Source organism: Pseudomonas sp. C2.3V, from assembly GCF_058536325.1.
Genome location: NZ_JBZUBN010000001.1, coordinates 3,403,386 through 3,423,896 on the forward strand (window position 1 = coordinate 3,403,386; position 20,511 = coordinate 3,423,896).

The 20,511-nt window shown below is 59.5% G+C and carries 15 protein-coding genes; 8 read left to right on the top strand and 7 right to left on the bottom strand.

Features of this window, described 5'->3' with window-relative positions; all coding sequences use genetic code 11:
- Positions 1–10: 10 nt before the first annotated feature.
- Genes iolB through AC4LF3_RS16300 form a run of 3 tightly spaced genes read right to left on the bottom strand, consistent with a single transcriptional unit; the run spans position 11 to position 3,740 of the window.
- Positions 11–820, bottom strand: coding sequence for a 5-deoxy-glucuronate isomerase (gene iolB / locus AC4LF3_RS16290; protein WP_491835811.1), 810 nt, complete (start codon positions 818–820; stop codon positions 11–13).
- 11 nt (positions 821–831) lie between these two features.
- Positions 832–1,743 (bottom strand): myo-inosose-2 dehydratase, encoded by a 912-nt coding sequence (gene iolE / locus AC4LF3_RS16295; RefSeq protein ID WP_122041727.1) that lies wholly within the window; start codon positions 1,741–1,743, stop codon positions 832–834.
- A 53-nt stretch (positions 1,744–1,796) separates the two neighbouring features.
- The gene (locus tag AC4LF3_RS16300) at positions 1,797–3,740 is read right to left on the bottom strand and encodes a bifunctional 5-dehydro-2-deoxygluconokinase/5-dehydro-2-deoxyphosphogluconate aldolase (protein ID WP_491835813.1); all 1,944 of its coding nucleotides are present in this window, start codon (positions 3,738–3,740) and stop codon (positions 1,797–1,799) included.
- A 320-nt stretch (positions 3,741–4,060) separates the two neighbouring features.
- Here AC4LF3_RS16300 and AC4LF3_RS16305 point away from each other — a divergent pair, with 320 nt between their 5' ends.
- Positions 4,061–5,206: an acetyltransferase domain-containing protein gene (locus AC4LF3_RS16305; protein WP_491835815.1), complete on the top strand. Its 1,146-nt coding sequence runs from the start codon at positions 4,061–4,063 to the stop codon at positions 5,204–5,206.
- Between the two features lie 58 nt (positions 5,207–5,264).
- Here AC4LF3_RS16305 and AC4LF3_RS16310 read toward each other — a convergent pair whose 3' ends face one another.
- Positions 5,265–5,780 (bottom strand): dihydrofolate reductase, encoded by a 516-nt coding sequence (locus AC4LF3_RS16310; protein WP_010795645.1) that lies wholly within the window; start codon positions 5,778–5,780, stop codon positions 5,265–5,267.
- Between the two features lie 106 nt (positions 5,781–5,886).
- Between AC4LF3_RS16310 and AC4LF3_RS16315 the strand changes: the two genes are divergently transcribed.
- Positions 5,887–7,284 carry a DUF2868 domain-containing protein gene (locus AC4LF3_RS16315; protein ID WP_491835817.1) on the top strand — a complete coding sequence of 466 codons (1,398 nt, stop codon included), beginning with the start codon at positions 5,887–5,889 and terminating at the stop codon, positions 7,282–7,284.
- A 72-nt stretch (positions 7,285–7,356) separates the two neighbouring features.
- Complete coding sequence (locus AC4LF3_RS16320) at positions 7,357–8,736, top strand: DUF3482 domain-containing protein (protein WP_150346677.1); 1,380 nt, start codon at positions 7,357–7,359, stop codon at positions 8,734–8,736.
- Positions 8,737–8,739: 3 nt separating this feature from the next.
- Here AC4LF3_RS16320 and AC4LF3_RS16325 read toward each other — a convergent pair whose 3' ends face one another.
- Entirely contained in the window at positions 8,740–9,693 is a 954-nt protein-coding gene (locus AC4LF3_RS16325; RefSeq protein ID WP_074822273.1) for a LysR family transcriptional regulator, read from the bottom strand.
- Between the two features lie 163 nt (positions 9,694–9,856).
- On the opposite strand from AC4LF3_RS16325, the gene AC4LF3_RS16330 reads away from it, so the two are divergent.
- Both AC4LF3_RS16330 and AC4LF3_RS16335 read left to right on the top strand, forming a co-directional pair.
- Complete coding sequence (locus AC4LF3_RS16330; RefSeq protein WP_156913089.1) at positions 9,857–10,009, top strand: hypothetical protein; 153 nt, start codon at positions 9,857–9,859, stop codon at positions 10,007–10,009.
- A 64-nt stretch (positions 10,010–10,073) separates the two neighbouring features.
- Positions 10,074–12,278, top strand: coding sequence for an FUSC family protein (locus tag AC4LF3_RS16335; RefSeq protein WP_491835820.1), 2,205 nt, complete (start codon positions 10,074–10,076; stop codon positions 12,276–12,278).
- 5 nt (positions 12,279–12,283) lie between these two features.
- Here the strand turns inward: AC4LF3_RS16335 and AC4LF3_RS16340 are convergent, their stop codons facing one another.
- Both AC4LF3_RS16340 and AC4LF3_RS16345 read right to left on the bottom strand, forming a co-directional pair.
- Positions 12,284–13,177, bottom strand: coding sequence for a DMT family transporter (locus AC4LF3_RS16340; RefSeq protein WP_491835822.1), 894 nt, complete (start codon positions 13,175–13,177; stop codon positions 12,284–12,286).
- A gap of 179 nt (positions 13,178–13,356) precedes the next feature.
- Positions 13,357–14,151 carry a thymidylate synthase gene (locus AC4LF3_RS16345; protein ID WP_010795651.1) on the bottom strand — a complete coding sequence of 265 codons (795 nt, stop codon included), beginning with the start codon at positions 14,149–14,151 and terminating at the stop codon, positions 13,357–13,359.
- Positions 14,152–14,537: 386 nt separating this feature from the next.
- Here AC4LF3_RS16345 and tkt point away from each other — a divergent pair, with 386 nt between their 5' ends.
- Genes tkt through gnd form a run of 3 tightly spaced genes read left to right on the top strand, consistent with a single transcriptional unit; the run spans position 14,538 to position 20,456 of the window.
- Entirely contained in the window at positions 14,538–16,631 is a 2,094-nt protein-coding gene (gene tkt / locus AC4LF3_RS16350; RefSeq protein WP_312509480.1) for a transketolase, read from the top strand.
- The gene (locus AC4LF3_RS16355; RefSeq protein WP_491835825.1) at positions 16,631–19,453 is read left to right on the top strand and encodes a bifunctional transaldolase/phosoglucose isomerase; all 2,823 of its coding nucleotides are present in this window, start codon (positions 16,631–16,633) and stop codon (positions 19,451–19,453) included. The genes tkt and AC4LF3_RS16355 overlap by 1 nt, the downstream gene beginning before the upstream one ends.
- 25 nt (positions 19,454–19,478) lie before the next feature.
- Entirely contained in the window at positions 19,479–20,456 is a 978-nt protein-coding gene (gnd, locus tag AC4LF3_RS16360; RefSeq protein WP_010795654.1) for a phosphogluconate dehydrogenase (NAD(+)-dependent, decarboxylating), read from the top strand.
- The last annotated feature ends 55 nt before the right edge of the window (positions 20,457–20,511 follow it).

Genomic DNA, 20,511 nt, shown 5'->3' on the forward strand with positions numbered 1-20,511 from the left:
TTGAAGCGGATCAGCCCTGAAGCAACCACTCGTGGGCCGGGTCGTTATGGAATTTCCAGACACGCTTGGGCCCGGCCATTACGTTGAGGTAGTAGGAGGTGTATCCCCAGGGTACGGAAACCGGGTGGTAGCCCTTGGGAACGAGTACCACATCGTTGTTTTCCACAGTCATCGCCTGGTCGATGCTGCGGTCGTCGGTGTAGACACGCTGGAAGGCAAAGCCCTGGGGCGGATTCAGACGGTGGTAGTAAGACTCCTCCAGAAAGCTCTGTGCCGGCAGGTCATCCGTGTCGTGCTTGTGGGGCGGATAACTGGAGGAATGACCAGACGGCGTGATCACTTCCACCACCAGCAGCGAATGCGCCTCGGCCGTGTCCGGCAGGATGTCGCAGACGTAACGGGTGTTGGCGTCCTTGCCTCGGGTTGAACGCTTCATGGTCGCCGGCTCGATCAGCCGGGGCGGCAACGTTTCTTCTGGATTGCCCGGCGCCAGACATACAGCAATTTCCGCATCACCGTGGGCTACCACCAGGGCTTCGGTAGCGGGCGGCAGATAAGCTGCATAGGGTGACTTGTCCTCGAACACGCTTTGGCGATCGCCAATGTGTTTCCAGGCAAACGCACCCTTCTGCGGGTGGTTCGCCTTGATGGTCGCCTTGCCGGTCAGCAGTACGATGCACACTTCCCTGTCCTGTCCGTTCACAGGCAGCTCATCGCCATCCTTGAGCTTATGGGCCGAAAAGCCCACGTATTCGAGTGCATTGTCGGGTACCTGGACCAGCGTGCGGCGTTCAGCGGAGCCTTTGACGAGCAAATCCATACAACCTCCTCTTAATAAAGGGTGAGTCGAGCGTTGGCGCGGGATACCAGTGCGCGCAGCGTTTCATACCCTTTCTGGGCGTAGAGATAACTGGGCGCCACGGCCGGATCCTGTTCGGCCTCCACTACCAGCCAGCCGCGGTAATTGGCGGCATACAAGGTGTCGAGCAGTGGCGCAAAATCGATATCGCCATCGCCGGGCACCGTAAAGGTGCCGTTGACGATGCAATCCGGGAAACTCCATTGGTTGTTACGGGCCAGCTGCACGACATTCTTGCGAACGTCCTTGAAGTGCACATGGCAAACGCGGTCGATATGTTTCTTCAATACGGCCAGCGGATCGCCACCGCCCATGTAACAGTGACCAGCATCGAACAGGAGCCCGACCTCCTCGCCAGTCACCTCCATCAGCCGATCAATGTCCTCGGGGGACTCCACATAGGCACCCATATGGTGGTGGTAGGCCAGACGCACCCCCTGGGACTGGGTGAAGCGTGCCAGAGCCGTCAGCTTGTCGCCGTAAACCTTCCACTGCTCGTCTGTATAAAAGCGTGGACGCTCAACCAGAGGGACCCGCTTGCTCTGAATGGAACCGGCCACTTCGCCATATACCAGGACCTTGGCGTTATTTTCGGCCAACAGGCGGCAATGCTCGGCAATGCCCTTGATTTCATCTTCTGCGCTGCGATGCGCCATGAGGCTTGAGTACCAGCCGGACACCAGCTCCAGCCCGTACTCGCCCAGCACGTCACGCACGCCTTCAGGCGTTTTGGGAAACTTGCCGTTGAGCTCAAACCCCTGGTAACCGATCTCCTTACCCTCACGCAGTGCTGTGCTCAGCGGGGTTTCGCCGCCCAGCGAAGGGAGGTCGTCATTGCTCCAGGAGATCGGATTGATCCCGATCTTGACCGGTGAATTCGTCATGGTTGCCACACCTAATCTTGTTGTTGTCTGGTAGTGCGAAAAGTCGAGACGTATCAGCCCAGGCGGCGAGCCTCACGCCAGGACTTGATCAGGAACTCGAAAGTCGATTGCACTCGGCTGATCAACGCTTCGTCATCGATCTCACCGGCAAGCCAGGCGCGGCTCGGCTCCTGAAAGATCGTCCGGCCAACGGCAAACCCGCGACAGGTCTTGCTGGCACTGGCATGACGGAACCCTTCAGCCAGCTCTTCGGCCGGTGCATTGAGTCCCAGCAGTACAACCCCATGGCAATACGGATCGCGCTCGGTGATGAGCTCATCCAACTTTTCCCACACCGCCTCAGGCTGGGACTCGATCTTCCACCAGTTGGGGTAGATTCCGATGTTGTAGAGCCGCTTGATGGCGCGGTAGAGCACATCCGGCTGATCGGAGGTGTGGTTCTTCGGCGGAATCACCTCCAGCAGCAGCTCATGCCCGCTGACCTGAGCCGCTTCGTATAACCCCTTGAGCTGAGCTTCCTGCTCAAGGCGAAGCTCAGGCTCATCGTCCGGGTGAAACTGCACCAGACACTTGATGATCTGCTCCTGAGGCCACTTGATGAGATTGCTGCCAATGGAACGGCCATGCTCGAACGCCAGGGGACGCGATCCCTGCAATTCCACCGGACGGGCAATCCACCAGCCACGCCCCGTTGCCGTATTGAGGGCATCCTGGCCGAAACGCTCATCGGCCAGCAAACCAACATCGCCCTGCACGCCGTTCTCCCTCAGATCCGCCTCCACCCGCTCGATGGCACGGATGAACAGCTGCTTCAGCTCGGGAATGGCCTTGAGGTCGCGCCCGGCCTGCTGCGCCAGCTCCACCAGCTGACCGCGGTGATCGAAGGCAAAGATGTACAGCGGTTGCCATGTCTTGCGCGGCACGCTTACCTGATGCAGGCGGTTGAGCGCAGGGTCCAGATCCGGTCGGGTAATCGGTATCGGGCTGTTGAAGAAATAATCGAGCTCCGCCAGGGTAGGCATGGCCGGTGCACAGGCATGACGGGAGACGACCAGACCACCACAGGCATTGGCCAGCTGGCAGCAGCGCTCATCATCACCGCCGGTAAGCCACCCGCGCAGGAAACCGGACATGAACGCGTCACCTGCGCCCAGCACGTTGAGCACTTCCACACGGATGCCCTGGTAAATGCTGCCGTCTTCCAGGCGCTCGGGAATCTCGCCATGAATCACGGTGCAGCCCAGCGCGCCCAGCTTGACCACCAGTGTCGCCTCGCTGACTTCACGCATCTTGCGAAGGGCAGTCAGCAGATCATCCGAGCCGCCGGCAATCATGAACTCTTCTTCAGTTCCGACGACCAGATCGAAACGCGGCAGGATACGCTGAACGTGGGCGCTTACCTGTGCATTGGCAATAAAACGGGTCTCACCATCCGCCTTACCGGTGAGACCCCAAAGTACCGGACGATAGTCAATGTCCAGTACACGCTTGACGTTGTGCTTTTCGGCATAGTCCAGCGCACGGCTGCTCGCTTTGTAGACGCCCTCGGTGGAGAAATGCGTACCGGTGATGAGCAAGGCCTTGCTTGAAGCGATGAAGGATTCGTCGATGTCTTCCTCGCGCAGCGCCATGTCGGCGCAGTTTTCGCGATAGAACACCAGAGGAAAGGTTTCACGGTCCTTGATTCCCAGCAGGACCATGGCGGTGAGCCGCTCAGGATCGACTTTGATGGCCCGGGTATCACAGCCTTCCTTGTTCAGAGATTCCACCAGGAAGCGGCCCATATGGTCATCGCCGACGCGGGTCAGCATGGCGGACTTCAACCCCAACCGGGCGGTGCCGAAGGCGATGTTGGCGGATGAGCCGCCCAGGTACTTGGCAAAACTGCTCACATCTTCGAGCCGTGCCCCGATCTGCTGTGCATACAGATCGACGCCAAGGCGCCCAAGACAGATGACATCCAGCTGACGTCCATTGGCAAAGGTTGTGTCGCCCATGGTGGCTCCTATTTATTTTTATCGGCCTGCGGTCTTTCGCACCGGGGGTGCTGAACGAGTTGAAGTCAGCCTAAAACGTCTTCACGCATTAATCAAACATTTTTTCCATGTTTTCTATTTTGGAATTTTATTTCCACAAGCGAAGCGAAAAAGTCCTTTTGGCTTGAAGGTAGAAAAATCAGGATCCTGAGCGTTATTCAGATAATCACAGGGGTCAGCCAAACCGTAACCAAATGTGGCAGAACCAGGGATATACCATTGAAATAAGATAACATTACAGATTGCACTATCTGCTGATGTGTCTCATGGAACGACCTTAAATGACCTCAACGTCCCACCGCCTCAAAAGCATCGATGCCCTGCGCGGGCTCGTGATTGTATTCATGCTGCTCGATCATGTTCGCGAAACGTTCTTCCTGCATCGGCAGGTCATCGACCCCATGGATGTCGCCTCGACCTCACCTGACCTGTTCTTCAGCCGGATTGCCAGTCACCTATGCGCACCGGTCTTCGTCTTCCTGACAGGCCTGGGTGCCTTTCTTTATGGCGCAAAGCACAATGATCGGGCTGCGGTTTCCAGCTTCCTGTTCAAGCGCGGGCTATTTCTGGTCATTCTGGAATTTACGCTGGTCAGCCTGGCCTGGTCGTTCCAGCTCCCACCCAAGGTGATCTATCTGCAAGTAATCTGGGCCATTGGCCTGAGCATGATCATGCTGTCGGCACTGGTCTGGTTGCCCCGCGCAGCGCTGATCGCCATCGGCCTCGTGCTGGTAGCCGGGCACAATCTGTTGGACGGGGTGCATTTTCCGGCAGGCTCGCCCTTCCATGTCCCATGGGCGATATTGCATGACCGCGGCTGGATCGAATTGGGCGAAAGCCTGCGGCTGCGGACGTCCTATCCGCTTCTGCCCTGGATTGGCGTGATTGCGCTGGGCTATGCCGTGGGTCCGTGGTTTACCCAGCTGAACCCGTCCGAGCGCCAGAAGCGTCTGTTAGGCTGGGGGATTGGCGCCCTGTTGCTCTTCCTGGTATTGCGGATGATCAATGGCTATGGTCAGGCGCAGCAGTGGGTCACCGGAGAAACACCCCTGCTGACGGTGATGAGCTTTCTGAACATCACCAAGTACCCCCCCTCCCTGCTATTCCTCTCGCTCACACTGGGCCTGGGCCTGTTATTACTCGTGCTGTTCGAGCGCAAGCCGGAAAGCCGTCTGCTGCACTGGTTTACCGTGTTTGGCGCGGCACCGATGTTCTTCTACATCCTGCATCTATACGTGTTGGGCGTGCTGTACCGGATTGCCGTTGCCTTGTTCGGCCTCAATCAGGGAACGTACTTCGGCTTTGATCATGTCTGGGCCTTGTGGATCAGCGCCATCGTGCTGGCCTTTGCGCTCTACTGGCCGGTTCGCTGGTTTGCCCACCTCAAGGCGCGCCGCCGCGATATCACCTGGTTGAAGTATTTCTAGAACGAAACGGGGCGCCTGATAGGCGCCCCGTTTAACAGGTAATCAACATGAGCAGCGCTTAGCGCTTGCGTTCCCACACTTCCAGCGCATATGCCGGACGGCCATCCTCGGACGGGTGCTCGTCACGCGATACCCGCTGCCACTGCTGCTCATCCCATTCGGGGAAATACACATCCCCTTCCGGCTCCAGTGCTACACGGGTGAGGTAGAAGCGATCCGCATCAGGCAGCGCCTCGATGAAGAGCTGCGCCCCGCCGATCAGCATAACCTCACTGGCACCCTGCTCCCTGGCCCAGGACTCGGCTCGCGTCACCGCATCATCCAGCGATGTAAAGGTTTCGGCACCTTCGAGCGTCAGATCGGTCTGACGGCTGACGACCAGATTCAAACGCCCTGGCAATGGACGACCCAGCGAATCCCAGGTCTTTCGACCCATGATCACCGGCTTGCCCAAGGTCACGGCCTTGAAGTATTTGAGTTCTGCCGGCAAGTGCCAGGGCAGACGATTTTCGTGGCCGATCACGCCATTGTCGGCGACCGCCACGATCAAGCTGAGAGGAAGTGTCTTGTTCATAGCCGCGCAGCATAGCAGAGCACAACCGCCTTGCCAGTGGCTTGCCAGTTAACACGCCGGATGCCGACCCGTTATTCTCCGCGCATCCCCAGGACGAGTTTGACGAGTGACCGAACCCACTACTGCCCCTTCCGATTCCACCCTTGATGCACTCTGGCTGACCGAAGCCGTCCGCCTGACCGAGGAAGAAGCCGGTCCGCTGGAAGACAGCGAGGCCAACCGCCGCGCGCGCGCCGCCGGCGGCAGCTTCATGCAGCGCCTGAACCTGCGCGCCCATCTGTTAGGCCAGCGTGACGGCCTGATCGAAGCCCGTCGCCACTGGCGTCAGGGTGCCACCCTCGCCTTCTGGCTGCTCGCCTTTCTGGCTGTATTGTCCGGTGCCGGCCTCGGCTTTGGCGCTCTGGGCGATGGCATGCGCCCGGTCAATGTCTTCTGGGCCCTGGGCAGTCTGTTGGGCCTGCACCTGTTGACCCTGCTGTTATGGCTGATCGGCTTTTTCGGCGGTGGACGCAACGCCAGTGTGTTGGGCCGCCTCTGGCTGTGGCTGGCCGGCAAGCTGGCCCGGGATGCTCGCGCAGCCCAGCTCGGCCCGGCACTGCTTATTCTCCTCGGTCGTCAACGGCTGGTGCGCTGGGGGCTGGGCACACTGGTGCATGGGCTCTGGCTGCTGGCCTTGAGTGCAGCGCTGGGCATCCTGCTTGCCCTGCTGGCGACCCGCAGCTACAGCTTTATCTGGGAAACCACCATTCTGAGCAGCGATACCTTTGTCACCATGACTCACGCGCTGGGTGCGCTGCCTGCATTGCTGGGTTTTCCCATGCCGGATATCGAGACCATTCGTGCCAGTGGCAACGCGGCACAGGGGCTTGAGGCGGCACGTCATGCCTGGGCCGGTTGGCTGGTAGGGGTGCTGATTGTCTATGGTCTCATTCCCCGCGCGCTTCTCTTTGCCCTCTGCCTCTGGCAATGGCAACGCCGCCGCCAGCAACTGACGCTGGATATCGAGCAGCCCGGCTATGTGCTGCTGCGTGAAAAGCTGATGCCTACCACCGAGCGTCTGGGCGTCAACGACGCTGCGCCTGAGCAGCTGCCGGAGCCGTCTGCCGGTAACCTCGAAATTGCCGGTGAAAGTGCTGTGCTGGTCGCGATTGAGCTGGACGACACACAGGCCTGGCCACCCGCGCTGCCGGACACCGTGCGCAACGCCGGTGTACTGGACGACGGACAGCAGCGCCGCCGCTTGCTGGAGCAACTCACCCGTTATCCGCCCGTACGCCTGGTGATTGCCTGCGATCCCCGTCGTTCACCGGACCGGGGCACCCTGTCCTTGATCGGCGAACTAGCCCGCTGCGCAGGTACTACCCGCGTCTGGCTGCTACCTGCGCCTGCAGACACCCAACTGGATGCCGACCGCCTCGATGATTGGCGCCAGGGGCTGGATCGAATGGCACTTCCCCATGGAGAACGGTCTCCGCTGGAATGGTTGGAGACTGGACATGAATAAGTGGCGTTTGAACGCGGTTGGAGTAAGCAAGGCGATGCCCAACAACGCCTGCTGCGCCTCAGGAGAACGCCCATGACCCAACCGCTCGTATTGGCTGTTGTGGGCCATACCAATGTTGGCAAGACGTCCCTGCTGCGAACACTGACACGCGACATCGGATTTGGCGAGGTTTCCCATCGCGCCAGTACCACGCGTCATGTAGAGGGTGTCCGGCTTTCCGTGGACGGCGAAGCCCTGATCGAACTCTACGATACGCCGGGTCTGGAAGATGCCATCGCTCTGCGGGATTACCTTGATCAGCTCGAACGCCCCGGCGAGCGCTTGGATGGCCCCGCTCGCGTGGAGCGTTTCCTCGATACCGCCGAGGCCCGCAACCGCTTCGAGCAGGAGGCCAAGGTACTGCGCCAGCTGCGCAGCTCGGATGCCGGGCTCTATGTCGTCGATGCCCGCGAGCCGGTACTCGCCAAATACAAGGATGAACTGGCCGTGTTGGCCGGGTGCGGCAAGCCGCTGCTGCCCGTCTTGAACTTTGTGGCAGCCGAGCAGCATCGCGAGGAAGAATGGCGCACCGCACTGGCACGCCTCGGGCTGCATGCCCTGGTGCGCTTCGACAGTGTTGCTCCGCCTGAAGATGGCGAGCGCCGTCTGTATGAAAGCCTGGCCTTACTCATCGAGCCGGCGCGCCCTCAACTGGAGCGGCTGATTGCCGATCACGAGGCTCAGGCAGTGGCACGCCAGCACGGTGCTGGACAGCTTATTGCCGAATTACTGATCGATGCTGCTGCCTGTCGTTATGTAGTGCCGCCAGAGGACGACGCGGTAAAGGCCGCGACTCAACGCCTGCGGGACGATCTGCGTAAGCGTGAGCAGCGCTGCGTGGAGGACTTACTCAAGCTGTACGGCTTTCGCTCGGGCGATGCACGCGCCGCTGACCTTCCATTACTGGATGGCCGCTGGGGCGATGATTTATTCAATCCCGAAACCCTGCGCATTCTGGGTATCCGTCTGACCGGGGGTGTTGCTGCCGGTGCTGCGGCAGGTGCCGGTATCGACCTATTGGCGGGTGGCTTGATGCTGGGTGCTGCAACAGCGTTGGGCGCCCTGGCAGGCGGGCTGCTGCAAACCGGTGGTCATTATGGTCAGCGCCTGCTCGGCAAGCTACGCGGCCAGCGGGAGCTGACCGTGGATGATGCCGTGCTACGCCTGCTCGCCCTGCGCCAGCGTCAACTGGTCAAGGCACTCGATGCCCGCGGTCACGCAGCCATGAAGGCTATCGAAGTGGAAACACCTGAGGATCAGCGCTGGCGTGAGGGCAAGCTTCCTGCCGCCCTGAATCACGCCCGTGCCCATCCGGAGTGGTCTTCGCTCAACGCTTCCCACAAGTTACGAGACGCCAACCGCCGCGAGCAGATCGAAGACCTGGCCGAGCAATTGGCGCAGCAGCCTGACTAATCATCAGGCGCTGACCGGGCCTTCTTCATACAGCCGCTTCACAGCCTGCTCGTCGGCCTTTAGAAGCCCCGGCAAGGTATCGCGCAGGAAGTCCACCAGCGTCCGGATCTTTGCATCCAGGTACTGGCGAGAGGGATACAACGCATAGACATTAAGTGGATACAGGCTGTGGTTTGGCAGGACCTGCTGCAGCGTCCCGTCCTTGAGCCCCTTGACGGCGGCATAGATCGGCAGCGCCCCGATGCCCATGCCAGAAGCAATGGCCTCCATCAAGGCATCCGCCGTGTTGACCTGAAACAGGGTCTGGTCAATTGTTACCAGCTCCTCGCCTTTTGGGCCTTGAAACAACCATTTATCCAGTGACATAGCCTTGTTCACCAAACGCAGGCAACGATGTTGACGCAAGGCAGCCGTCGTCTGGGGGGTGCCGTATTTTTCCAGATAAGCCGGCGATGCGCACAGAATGCTATGAGTACTGCCCAGTCGCTTGGAAAAGTAGCCTGAATCCTTAAGCTGGGAGGCCAGGATCACGGAGACGTCGTAGCCGTCCTCCAGGATATCGGTAAACGTGTTGGTCAGCCGCAGGTCGAAGTTCACCTCAGGGTATTGCTCGCAGTAACGGGCAATCGTCTTGATCAGGTAATGCTGACCCAAGCCGGTCATGGTATGAACCTTGAGTTTGCCCACCGGATGCGCATGGGCATGGCTGGCTTCGGCCTCCGCCTCTTGAATGTAGGCGAAGATCTGTTGGCAACGCTGTAGGTAACGTTCCCCCGCCTCGGTCAGCGCGATCCGACGGGTAGTGCGGTGAAGTAAACGGGTTTGAAGGTGTGTTTCCAGATTGGTGACCGCCTTGGAAACGTAGGCGGTGGTAAGCTCAAGGCGTTGGGCCGCCGCAGTAAAGCTGCCGGCTTCCACAACACACATGAAAGCACGCATGTTAAAGAGATTGTCCATCGTACTCCTCTCAGAGCGGCAAATTCTGGCACAACTCCCTACCCTTTGATTACTCGCTTTACAGTTAATAATCCTTCACGATTTTCCTGCTTATTCCCGCCACCCTGCTCTACATAGAATGGATAGCGCTCGTCTGAGCTAGTGACTGTTTGAGTAGGCCACCGTGCTGCAACTGTTTCGGAAAACGCTTCCGCTTCCCGCTCCGCCTTATCTGATCGTAACGCCCCTGTCAGCCAGTCTGTTCAGGCCGCTGTCTCGTCTGTTCAAGAAGATCTTGCCGCCGCTTCACGGCCAGTGCGCTATCGCCCTGCGCTGACTGCAACGCTGTTTTTCACCCTGACCGATTCACTCCGTGCGCCCTTTGAGCGTCGAGGTTACCGTTGCGCGCTATTTCTCTTGCCAGTCGATTACCGAGCCGCTCGGCCTGGCACCGTGCCCTGCTGGAATGGGCCCGTACCGATGGCATTACCTGGGCCTTCATTTTCAAGGCGCTGCTGACAGCACTGATTGCACTCTGGCTGGCCTACCGGTTGCAGCTACCCCAACCCAGTACGGTACTGGTCACCGTCTTTATCGTCATGCAGCCTCAAAGCGGACAGGTGCTGGCCAAGAGTTTTTATCGCATCATCGGAACGCTGGTCGGCCTGAGCGTAATGGTGCTGTTCATTGCCCTCTTCGCCCAGGAAAGGATCCTGCTGCTCGGCTCGCTGGCCATGTGGGTAGGCCTATGTACGGCGGGCGCTGCACGTTATCGCGACTTTCGCGGTTATGCCTTTCTACTGGCCGGGTACACCGCCAGCCTGATCGGCTTGCCAGCCACGAGCCATCCGGAAAATGCCTTTATGCAGGCCCTATGGCGTGTACTGGAGATTGGCCTGGGCATCTGCTGCACCGGTGCAGTCAGCGCTATCGTCCTGCCGCAGACGACCCGCACCGTGCTGCGCAATACGCTTTCCCTGCGCTTTCGTGACTTCGCCCGCATGGCCCATGAGGGTCTGAGCGGCACGTTGACCCGCGAACAGTTCGAAACCCTGGCGGCACGCTTTGCGGCCGAGTCCGTAGGCTTTGAAAGCCTGCGCAGCGCCAGTGCGTTCGAAGACCCACACCTGCGTCAGCGCAGCGGTCGGCTGGCCAACCTGGGCAGCCAGTTCATGCAGCTCAACACCCGCTTCCATGCCTTGAACCAACTGCTGACCCGGATCCGCCAGCGCCCGCTCCTGCTGGACGCCTTCTCGCCCTGCGTTTCGGAGATCACCACATTGCTTGCACCGTTCGGGGAGCGGCTGACCACCGAGACTGACGCGGCCCGTCTGGCAGAAAAGCTCGCGCTACACCGTGAGCCGCTGATGCAGTCTATTCGCGAGGGCCGAACGCAGCTTCAGGATCAACAGGTTGGAGACGGCGACCTGCTGGACTTCAACACGGCCGCCGAACTGCTCTACCGCTTTGCCGAAGACCTCTACAGCTACTGCCTGGCCTATGCCACTCTGAATGGTCCCAAACCGCCCAAGACGCCGCCCCCCGAGAGTTTCACTCCCGTGGCCAACCCCATGGCAGCGGCCATTTCCGGTGTTCGTAGCGCCCTCGTGGTTCTCGTGCTGGGGCTGTTCTGGATCGAAACCTCCTGGCCCAGCGGTGATACCTGTGCGCTGGCAGCCGTCCTAATCTCGGCGCTTTCGTCTACCTCGCCCAACCCACGCCGTTACTGCCTGCAATTGGCCGTCGGGACATTGGCCGGCTCGTTGGCCGGCTTTTTTCTGGTGTTCTGGGTGCTGCCCCAACTGGATGGCTTTCCCCTGTTGTTCTACGCGCTGTCGCCGGTGTTTGCCATTGGCGCATTTTTCATCACCCGTCCCCAGTGGGCGGGTTACGGCACAGGGCTGATGGTGTGGTTCTGCTCGGCGGCCTTGCCGGCCAACGTCACGCTGTATGACGCCAATATCTTCTTCAACCAGTACCTGTCCTATCTGCTCGCCGCCTTTATTGCCGCGGTCGCCGCTGCGGTGCTCATGCCGCCCAATCGCCCATGGCTATGGGGACGTCTCGAGCAGGATTTACGCATGCGGGTCGTCTATGCCATCAGCGGCAAGCTCAAGGGGTTGGCATCAGGCTTCGATAGCAGTACCCGCGACCTGCTCAACCAGGCCTATGTACTTTCCACCGGTCATACCGCCGTGCAGCGCCAGCTTCTGCGCTGGATGTTCCTGTCATTGGAAATTGGTCATGCCATCATCGAGTTGCGCTACGAACAGGAAAACCTGCCCCTGCACCCCTGCTATCAGGAATCGCGCCCCTGGCGACAGGCTATCCGCATCATGGGACGCGCCCTGATCCGCCTGTTCGTGCAACCCAGCCCCAAGCATATGGAGCGGGCCTTGTCGGCAGTAGACCATGCCATCGAGACGGCTCAGGCCGCCCAGATTCATCAGGAGCCCAACTCGGGACAGTTCGAACGTTCGCCGCTACGCCGCGTGTGCAGCTACCTGCACTTCATCCTAACCTCGCTGCTGGACCCTAACTCGCCATTGAGCAAGCATAACCGAGGCTTCACGCAGACACGCTCTACCAGACTGGATGAACTATAGGTGTGCTATACGGCAGCGCTACGTAACCGCGTTGCCCAGATAGCAGTCGCTACAATCAGAAAACCACCGATCCAGCCTTGAACCGACAGGCTTTCCTGCAGCCACAAAACCGCGAACAGGGCACCAAACACCGGTTCGGTTCCCATCAGAAGTGAAATACGGGTTGGGCTGGAATAGCGGATGGCCTGGATCTGGACCACAAAGGCAAACAGGGTGCAAAAGACAACCAGGTATCCCGTGGCTAGCCAGAATGTGTACGTGGCTGGCAAGGCAGGTAATCCCGCCGGCAGCAGGCAGGCCATTACAAGGCAGCCCAAGCCAGCCACCGCAGCCTGCACAGCAGTAAGCGCAAGGGCAGGAATAGCCTGTGTGCTGAAGTAGCGCTTCGTCACGCACATCATGAGCGCGCGAAGAGCAGCTGCTGCCACCATGAGTGCATCACCCAGATTGAACTGTAGCTCGCCTGCGCCCTCTCCCGTCAGCAGCAGAATACCCAGCAGAGAGACGGCCGCAGCTAAAAAGGCTCCCCGCGCAGGGCGCTGACCTAAAAGCACCCACTCCAATAGTGGTGTAAAAATCACAAACAAGCTGATTAGGAATGCTGCCTTGCTCGCTGTAGTCTGTGCCACTCCAAAGGTCTCGCACAAAAAGATCGCTAGCAACATCAGGCCCAGCGGTAGCCCTGGCCGGATTGCTTTTCGCCCCTCGCCCCGTAATTGAGGCAATAGCAGCAGCGCCGTCAGGCAAAACCGGATAGCCAGAAAACCAAGCACGGGATAAAGCAGTAAGGCTGTTTTGGCAACGCTGTAACTGGAACCCCAGACCACCGCCACCAATAGAAGACTAATGTCGGCTAGCCAGGCGGGGCGCTGGGCAAGATGCCAACCATGCGACAACATGAGAAGCATGCTCCAGGAGATAAGGCCGCTTAGTATGACGGCATGACCGAAATGACATAAGCCAGCGAGCCTGCACAGGAATTGTTCCCTGGACGCACGAATCGTCAGCGCTGACGATTACTGGGAACAAGATCAACCTGCCTGGACGCTGCGCATGAGCACAGCATCCAGGCAAAGCATCAAACAGCGACGGGTGCCTTGATGTGGGGGTGGGATTCGTAGCCGACCAGCTCGAAGTCATCGAACGTGAACTCGAACAGGTCTTTGACCGCTGGGTTGAGCTTCATGGTAGGCAGGGGCAGCGGCTCGCGGGTCAGTTGCAGGTCCGTCTGCTCCAGATGGTTGGCGTACAGGTGGCTGTCACCGCCCGTCCAGATAAACTCGCCCGGCTCGTAACCCGTGACCTGTGCCACCATCATGGTCAGCAGCGCGTAGCTGGCAATATTGAAAGGCACACCCAGGAAAATGTCCGCCGAGCGCTGGTAGAGCTGGCAGGAGAGCTTGCCATCTGCCACATAGAACTGGAACAGCGCATGGCACGGCGGCAGGGCCATCTCATCCACCAGGGCAGGGTTCCAGGCGGAGACGATCAACCGGCGCGAGTCGGGATTCTTCTTGATCATCTCGATAACGTTGGCGATCTGGTCGATATGACGGCCATCCGGCGCGGGCCAGCTCCGCCATTGATAACCGTAGACCGGGCCAAGGTCACCGTTCTCATCGGCCCACTCATCCCAGATGGAAACGCCGTTTTCCTTGAGGTAGGCGATATTGGTCGAGCCTTTGAGAAACCACAGCAGCTCATGAATGATGGAACGCAGGTGCAGCTTCTTGGTGGTGACCATGGGAAAACCATCGGCCAGGTTGAAGCGCATCTGATAGCCGAACACGCTGTAGGTGCCGGTGCCGGTGCGGTCGCTTTTGAAGGTGCCGTGCTCACGCACGTGTCGCATCAGGTCTAGGTACTGTTTCATGCTGGGCTCGGTGCGGCGCCCCGAAGGGCGCAGGAGAAAAGTCAGCGCCTATGATAACGAAGCTGGCTGTTTGGATCACGTGCCCGGTCGTCGCGTGTCGGCCTGATACCTTTAAAGACCTTCAACGCACTCTCTCGCAAAATGAGAGGAACAAACGCCCGCCTGAAAGCTCACACCTCCTAGTACTGTTCCGTCGCATGCGAATTAGCTGTCGAGAAGTAGCTTAACGCCAGCCTATCGGCCGGATCGCCAGCCCTGGCCCTGCGCCTGGATAACCCGCATGCCCGGTCAGCCGAGCTGCTGTTCTTGCCTATCGCCTGCACCATGACGAGCCGCGAGACGGCATCCCGGCCATTCGCTTCCACGCTCCAATCGAGGAATCCGCAATGTGCTCTGCCAACACCACTTTTTCCAACGACCCCAACATCGAGCGTGACCAGCTGTGCGTGAACACCATACGCACCCTTTCCATGGACGCCGTGCAGAAGGCCAACTCAGGCCACCCAGGCACGCCCATGGCCCTGGCACCTGTGGCGTATACCTTGTGGAGCAAGTACCTGCGCTACCACCCTGAGCATCCAGACTGGCCCAACCGCGATCGCTTTGTGCTGTCTGTAGGTCATGCGTCAATGCTGTTGTATTCACTGCTGCATCTGGCCGGTGTGACCGAGATCGACGAGCATGGCCAGCCCTCCGGCAACCCGGCCGTCAGCCTGGATGACATCAAGCAGTTCCGTCAGATGGATTCGAAGACGCCCGGCCACCCCGAATACCGCATGACTACCGGCGTAGAAACCACTACCGGCCCGCTGGGCCAGGGGTGTGCTAATAGCGTTGGCATGGCGATGGCCCAACGCTGGCTCGGACAGCGCTTCAACCGTGACGGCGCTACCCTCTTCGATTACAACGTCTACGTGCTGTGTGGCGATGGCGACATGATGGAAGGTGTCAGTGGTGAAGCGGCTTCGGTAGCCGGGCACCTGAAGCTGTCCAACCTGTGCTGGATTTACGACAACAACACCATCAGCATCGAGGGCCACACGGACCTGACATTCAGCGAAGACGTTGGCGCACGTTTCAAGGGTTATGGTTGGAACGTGGTCCATGTCAAGGACGCCAACGACGCCCTGACCTTTGGCCAGGCCATCGAGTTTTTCCAGGCCCATGACGATGCGCCAACCCTGATCATCGTCGACAGCATCATTGGTTATGGTGCACCCAACAAGCACAACACGGCCGCCGCCCATGGCGAGCCACTGGGCGCTGATGAAATCCGTCTCGCCAAGAAATCCTATGGCTGGCCCGAAGACGCTGACTTCCTGGTGCCGGACGATGCACGAACCTGGCTGCGCGACCAGATGGTTGAGCGCGGGCAAAGCCAATACGAGCAATGGCAGGCAGCGCTGAAAACGCTTGAGCAGCAGGAGCCTACCCTTGTAGACGAGCTCAACCGCATGCGCGCCGGTCAGATGCCTGAAGGCTGGATGGATGCACTTCCAGAGTTCGAAGCCAACGCCAAGGGCGTGGCAACCCGTGAATCCGGTGGCAAGGCACTCAACGCCTTCGCCAGCAAGATCCCGTGGCTGATCGGCGGTTCGGCGGACCTGGCGCCCTCTACCAAGACCAAGCTGACCTTTGACGGCGCTGGAAGCTTCTCAGCGCAGACACCCGCCGGTCGCAACCTCCACTATGGCGTACGTGAACACGCGATGGGCGCTATCGCCAACGGCCTTGCCCTCTGCTACCTGCGCTCCTTTACGGCGACGTTCCTGGTGTTCAGCGACTACATGAAGCCGCCGATTCGCCTGGCCTCGATCATGGAGCTGCCTGTGGTGTTCGTCTTTACCCACGACTCCATCGGTGTTGGCGAAGACGGGCCTACGCACCAGCCCATCGAGCAGCTGGCTCAGCTCCGGGCAACCCCCGGTCTCCTGACACTGCGTCCCGGTGATGCCAACGAAGCCGTCCAGGCTTGGAAGGTTGCGCTCGAGCAGACCAACCGCCCCTCCTGCATCGTCCTCTCCCGCCAGCCCATGCCGACGCTTGACCGCACCCGCTACGCCTCAGCGGAAGGTACGGCGCGTGGTGCGTATGTCGTGGCGGATGCCGAAAACGGCAAGCCGGATGTCATTATCATGGGTACCGGCAGTGAGGTCGGCCTGTGTGTCGAGGCTTATGAGCAGCTCAAAGCAAACGGTATAGCGGCGCGTGTCGTCTCCATGCCGTGTTGGGAACTGTTCGAGCAGCAGGACGAAGCCTACAAAGAAAGCGTGCTGCCTGATGACGTAACCGGTCGGGTTGCCGTCGAGCAGGCTGGCCCGATGGGGTGGGAGCGTTACGTAGGCCGCAAGGGCGCCATGGTCGTCATGAACAGCTTTGGTGCCTCTGCACCAATCGGCAAGCTGCAGGCGAAATACGGCTTTACGGTTGAAAACGTTGTCAAACTGGCCACTGAACAGGCGAACGCCGGGAGGTCATGATGAGCAGCCTCTTGCGAGAGTTGGGTATGGCCGGTCAGGCCGTCTGGCTGGATTTCGTCAGTCGGGAATTTTTGCGCAAGGGTGAGCTGCAGACGCTCATTGAGCGGGATGGCCTGACCGGCGTTACCTCCAACCCATCCATCTTCGAAAAGGCCATGGGACACGGTACGGATTACGATGAATCGCTAGAGCGCTTCCTCAACCGTGCCGATGCCTCACCGGTCGATGTATATGAATATCTGGCGGTCGAAGACATTCAACAGGCCGCCGACATCCTGCGGCCTGTCTATGACCGTTTAAACGGCAAGGACGGCTACGTCAGCCTGGAGGTATCGCCTTATCTGGCCATGGATACCGAGTCCACCCTGATAGAGGCACGTCGACTCTGGAAAGCTGTCGATCGACCGAACCTGATGGTCAAGGTGCCTGGTACCGAAGCGGGCGCAGCAGCCATCCAGCAACTGATTGCCGAAGGGATCAGCGTCAACGTGACACTGCTGTTTTCCCGGGAATCCTATCGCGCTGTTGCCGAGGCCTACATGGCTGGGCTGGAGACGCGTATTCAGGCTGGAGAAGACATCAGCCGCATAGCCAGTGTTGCCAGCTTTTTCATCAGCCGGATCGATTCGGAAATCGAGAAAAAGATCGATGAACAGCTGAAAGCCGGGAATGACGACGCAACGCTCAAGTCCCTCAAGGGTCGGGTTGCCATTGCCAACGCCAAACTGGCCTATGCTGATTATCAGGCCATGATAGCCAGCGAACGTTGGCAAGCCCTGGCCGCCAAGGGCGCTCAACCTCAGCGACTGCTATGGGCCTCTACCGGCACCAAGAATCCCGACCATCCCGATACACTGTACGTCGATGAGCTGATCGGACCGGACACCGTTAATACCATGCCGCCCAAGACCATGGATGCCTTTCGTGATCATGGCACGGTGAAGGAAACCCTCACTACAGGGTTGGATGAAGCCCGCGCCACACTCGAAGCCACCGAGCGGTTCGGGCTGGATCTGCCGGGCATAACGACAGACTTGGTAAAGGCAGGCGCCAAACTTTTCTCCGATGCAGCTGACGATCTGCTCGGTGCTGTGGGTGCCAAGCGCGTCAAACTGCTGGCCGGTAAACTCAACCAGGCTAAGTTCAGCCTGCCAGAAGACCTGTCCCAAGCCGTCGAGCAGCAGCTTGAGCAGGCCCGCCGCGAAGGTTGGTCACGTCGGCTATGGCACATGGATGCTTCCCTCTGGACCGGTCAGGACGAAGCGAAATGGGGCGGCTGGTTGAAAGCTGCTACTGAGCCGCATATCAATACCTCCGCTCTGGTCATACTGGAGCAATCGCTCAAAGCCGAAGGCTATACCACTGCCGTTCTGCTGGGCATGGGTGGCTCCAGCCTGGGACCGGAAGTGCTGGCGAAAACGCTGGGCAACACACCTGAAGGCCTGCGCCTGCTGGTGTTGGACTCTACCGATCCGGCTCAAATTGCCGCCGTGGAGCAGTCCATTGATTATGCCTGCACGGTCTTTCTGGTATCGAGCAAGTCCGGCTCGACCCTGGAACCTGAAATTCTCAACGCCTACTTTTTCGACGCTGCCTGCAAAGCGCTCGGAGAGGATCAGGCCAGCCATCATTTCATTGCTATTACCGATCCCGGCTCCAAGCTCGAGGTCAGCGCCAAGGCGCAGGGCTATCGCACCCTCTTCTATGGCGATCCGACCATTGGCGGGCGTTACTCGGTGCTCTCGGCCTTTGGGCTCGTACCGCTGAGCCTGCTTGGACACGATGTAGACAGCCTGTTCGAGATTACCCGCCCCATGGTGCTGGCGTGCGATCCCAGTGCACCGCCTGCGATCAATCCGGGCGTTTATCTGGGTGTGGTCATGGGTGAAGCCGTCAAGGCCGGGCGGGACAAGCTGACCCTGTTAGCCTCGCCCCAGATCGCCAGTATCGGTGCCTGGCTTGAACAACTGCTGGCGGAGTCCACAGGCAAACAAGGCAAAGGCATCATTCCGGTCGACCTGGAGCCCCCGGCTGACCCCTCCCATTACAGCAATGATCGTTTATTCGTCTATCTGCGTGCAGATAATGACGGCAGCGAACTGGATGCTCAGGTCGAGGCATTGGAAAAAGCCGGCCAGCCTGTAATCCGCATAAGCCTGATGCGGCCTGATCTTATCGGTCAGGAATTTTTCCGCTGGGAAGTGGCTACCGCCATTGCAGGTGCCGTGATAGGCATCAATCCTTTCGATCAGCCTGACGTCGAAGCCAGCAAGGTCAAAACGCGCGCGCTAACCGATGAGTATGAAAAAACCGGACAGCTTTCCAGCGGAAATCCCTTCTTCACCGATGGCGAGCTGGCGTTCTACAGCGATTCCCCCCTGAGCGGCGATTCGGCCGAGCAGGTTCTTCGGGAGCATTTTGCTCGCCTCAATCCGGGCGATTACGCTGCCGTGCTTGCCTATATCGAGCGTAACGCCGCCCACGAAACCTTGATGACGCGGCTGCGGGCCCTGCTACGGGATCGTTACCGTGTCGCCACCGTTGGCGGCTTCGGCCCCCGTTTTCTACACTCCACAGGCCAAGCCTACAAAGGGGGACCAAATAGCGGGGTTTTCCTGCAGATTACCGCCGAACCCCAGCAGGATCTGGCCATTCCCGGACGCAAGGTAAGCTTCGGCATCGTCGAAGCCGCTCAGGCACAAGGGGACCTTTCCGTGCTCGCCGAGCGAGGTCGTCGACATTTACGTATTCACATTCAGCACGGCAATAGCGAAGCAGGGCTGCAACGTATCGTACAATTAGTCGAGGCGGCTATCGCCTGACGTAAAAGCTCGTGGAGGCAACAACATGCAACTTGGCATTATCGGACTGGGCCGGATGGGCGGAAACATTGCCCGCAGGCTGATGAAAAACGGGCACGAGGTCTTCGCATACGACCGCAGCGCCGACTCCATCGAGACGCTGGCCAAAGAAGGCGCCAAAGCAACAACCGGTCTTGAGGACATGATCCAGCAGATGGCTAAGCCACGCGCGCTGTGGGTCATGCTTCCGGCGGGTGACCCGACCGAACAGACCATCAACACCCTGGGCCAGATGCTGGAGCCGGGCGACACCATCATTGATGGTGGCAATACTTACTACAAGGACGACCTGCGCCGCGCCAAGGCGCTGGCCGAGAAAGGTATCCACTACCTCGACGTGGGCACCTCTGGAGGCGTCTGGGGCCTTGAGCGCGGCTACTGCATGATGATTGGCGGCGACAAGGAAACCGTGGACCGTCTGGATCCCATTTTCGACACCCTGGCCCCTGGCTACGGCGACATCGAGCGCACCCGCGGTCGCAATGCTCCGGACGAGCGTGCCGAACGTGGCTATATCCATGCAGGCCCGGCTGGCTCCGGTCACTTTGTGAAGATGATTCACAACGGTATCGAATACGGCATGATGCAGGCGTACGCCGAAGGCTTCGACATTCTCAAAATGCGCGGCTCCGAAAATGTACCGGAAGAAGAACGCCTGCAGCTGGATTTGGCAGACATCGCTGAAGTATGGCGCCGTGGCAGTGTCGTTTCCTCCTGGCTTCTGGACCTGACCGCTCAGGCACTGGCTCAGGATGTGGAGCTGGAGAAATTCAGCGGATTCGTGTCCGACAGTGGTGAAGGTCGCTGGACCATCGAGGCCGCTATCGAGGAAGCCGTACCTGCCCCGGTACTGACGTCCGCACTGTATGCCCGTTTCCGCTCACGCCAGAAGGCGACCTATGGCGACAAGCTCCTGTCGGCCATGCGCTTCGGCTTTGGTGGGCACGTAGAAATCCCGCAGTAACGCTTTCCGAGCAGGCTTGGAGGTAGCGCATCGAGGCGTACCTCCAGGCAGCCTG

What these genes read in the sequence shown, in the direction of transcription:
- iolB (WP_491835811.1), bottom strand. Translation starts at nt 820, where the DNA reads ATGGATTTGCTCGTCAAAGGCTCCGCTGAACGCCGCACGCTGGTCCAG.
- iolE (WP_122041727.1), bottom strand. Translation starts at nt 1,743, where the DNA reads ATGACGAATTCACCGGTCAAGATCGGGATCAATCCGATCTCCTGGAGC.
- AC4LF3_RS16300 (WP_491835813.1), bottom strand. Translation starts at nt 3,740, where the DNA reads ATGGGCGACACAACCTTTGCCAATGGACGTCAGCTGGATGTCATCTGT.
- AC4LF3_RS16305 (WP_491835815.1), top strand. Translation starts at nt 4,061, where the DNA reads ATGACCTCAACGTCCCACCGCCTCAAAAGCATCGATGCCCTGCGCGGG.
- AC4LF3_RS16310 (WP_010795645.1), bottom strand. Translation starts at nt 5,780, where the DNA reads ATGAACAAGACACTTCCTCTCAGCTTGATCGTGGCGGTCGCCGACAAT.
- AC4LF3_RS16320 (WP_150346677.1), top strand. Translation starts at nt 7,357, where the DNA reads ATGACCCAACCGCTCGTATTGGCTGTTGTGGGCCATACCAATGTTGGC.
- AC4LF3_RS16325 (WP_074822273.1), bottom strand. Translation starts at nt 9,693, where the DNA reads ATGGACAATCTCTTTAACATGCGTGCTTTCATGTGTGTTGTGGAAGCC.
- AC4LF3_RS16340 (WP_491835822.1), bottom strand. Translation starts at nt 13,177, where the DNA reads ATGTTGTCGCATGGTTGGCATCTTGCCCAGCGCCCCGCCTGGCTAGCC.
- AC4LF3_RS16345 (WP_010795651.1), bottom strand. Translation starts at nt 14,151, where the DNA reads ATGAAACAGTACCTAGACCTGATGCGACACGTGCGTGAGCACGGCACC.
- tkt (WP_312509480.1), top strand. Translation starts at nt 14,538, where the DNA reads ATGTGCTCTGCCAACACCACTTTTTCCAACGACCCCAACATCGAGCGT.
- AC4LF3_RS16355 (WP_491835825.1), top strand. Translation starts at nt 16,631, where the DNA reads ATGAGCAGCCTCTTGCGAGAGTTGGGTATGGCCGGTCAGGCCGTCTGG.
- gnd (WP_010795654.1), top strand. Translation starts at nt 19,479, where the DNA reads ATGCAACTTGGCATTATCGGACTGGGCCGGATGGGCGGAAACATTGCC.